2 protein-coding genes are annotated in these 1684 nt (G+C 70.0%); both read left to right on the top strand.

Going from position 1 to position 1684, the window contains the following annotated elements; translation table 11 throughout:
• Positions 1–50 precede the first annotated feature (50 nt).
• On the top strand, positions 51–995 hold the full coding sequence (locus ASF38_RS08315; protein ID WP_056553607.1) for a DUF808 domain-containing protein: 945 nt from the start codon (positions 51–53) through the stop codon (positions 993–995).
• Positions 996–1094: 99 nt separating this feature from the next.
• The coding region (locus ASF38_RS08310) for a hypothetical protein (protein ID WP_369815177.1) at positions 1095–1684 on the top strand (590 nt) is incomplete at its 3' end.

The following is a 1684-nucleotide window of genomic DNA, read 5'->3' as shown; positions in this document are numbered from 1 at the left end:
CCCCCGCCGACCACCTACCCTTTCCCCATGACTGCAGTGAGAGCTCTCTGATGGCCGGCGGACTCGTCGCGCTCCTCGACGACGTGGCGGCCCTGGCGCGGCTGGCTGCCGCGTCCATCGACGACGTCGGTGCTGCGGCGGGACGCGCCAGCGCGAAGGCGGCCGGCGTGGTCGTCGACGACACCGCCGTCACCCCGCGCTACGTGCACGGGCTCGACCCGAAGCGCGAGCTGGCGGTCATCGGCCGCATCGCGAAGGGGTCGCTGCGCAACAAGCTGCTCGTCATCCTCCCCGCCGCCCTGCTGCTCAGCCAGTTCGCGCCGTGGCTGCTCACGCCGATCCTCATGCTGGGCGGCACGTACCTGTGCTTCGAGGGCGCCGAGAAGCTCTGGGAGAAGGTCTCGGGCCACCACCCGCCCGAGGAGCCGTCGTCGTCGCAGGGCGAGGACCAGGAGGCCACGGTGGTCTCCAACGCCGTGCGCACCGACTTCATCCTGTCGGCGGAGATCATGGTGATCGCGCTCAACGAGGTCGCCGAGGAGGCGTTCGTCTCCCGCGCCGTCATCCTGGTCGTGGTGGCCATCGGCATCACGGCGCTCGTCTACGGCGTGGTCGCGCTCATCGTGAAGATGGACGACGTCGGCCTCGCCCTCACCGAGCGCACGTCGAGCGTGGCGCAGAAGGTCGGCCGCGGTCTGGTCAAGGCCATGCCCAAGGTCCTCGCCACGCTCGCCACGGTGGGCGTCGTCGCCATGCTCTGGGTCGGCGGGCACATCCTGCTCGTCGGCACCGACGACCTCGGTTGGCACGCCCTCTACGACCTCGTGCACCACGCCGAGGAGGCCGTGCACGACGCCGTCTCCGGCGGCCTCGGTTCCGTGCTGGCGTGGCTCACCAACACCTTCTTCTCCGCAGTCATCGGGCTCGTCGTCGGTGCCGTGGTCGTGGCGGTGCTGCACCTCGTCGCGCGTCGGCGCGGCGCGGCCGCCCACTGACACGAGCGTCACGTCCCGGCCCGACGGCCGTGGTCACGTGCGGCGTTCCCGACCGCTAGGGTCCTGAGTGGGAAGAACACTCAACAATCGGGAGACACCATGACCATCCGTCGCGCGGGCATCGCCGCCGTCGCCACCATCGCGCTGCTGGGCCTGAGCGCCTGCGGCTCCGACGAGCCCGAGAGCGAGCCGACGTCGGCCGCCTCCGAACCGAGCGAGGAGGCCACGGAGGACGCCCCGGCGGCCACCGAGGGCTCACCGGCCTGGGCCAAGCCGTTCACGACCCCGGGCGAGAAGATCGCCACCGTCGAGGCGGGCGACGTGACCGTCGACGTCTACCAGGTGGGCACCGCCAAGGCCACCAAGACCGGCAACTTCGTCGACCCGGAGAAGAACGAGCCGATCATCGACGAGGGCGACGAGATCGTCTTCGTCAACTACGTGGTGACGAACAACGGCGATCCGATCGACCTGGGCTCCTCGCTGGTCGACGTCGAGTCGCGCTACGTCGACTGGCCGTACCTGCAGGGCATGGACGGCATCACCGACAGCGCGCTCTACGAGGAGCAGGACGTGCAGACGCTGGGCGTCTCCGAGATCGCCGATCCCGCCGTGTACACGCTCGGCAAGGGCGAGACCTTCGCCTACGGCGAGAACTTCCGGTACGAGAAGGGCACCGAGCTCGAGGT

This window comes from Aeromicrobium sp. Leaf272 (assembly GCF_001422865.1).
Taxonomy (GTDB): Bacteria; Actinomycetota; Actinomycetes; order Propionibacteriales; family Nocardioidaceae; genus Aeromicrobium.
This window is presented reverse-complemented; position numbering and strand designations above follow the sequence as displayed.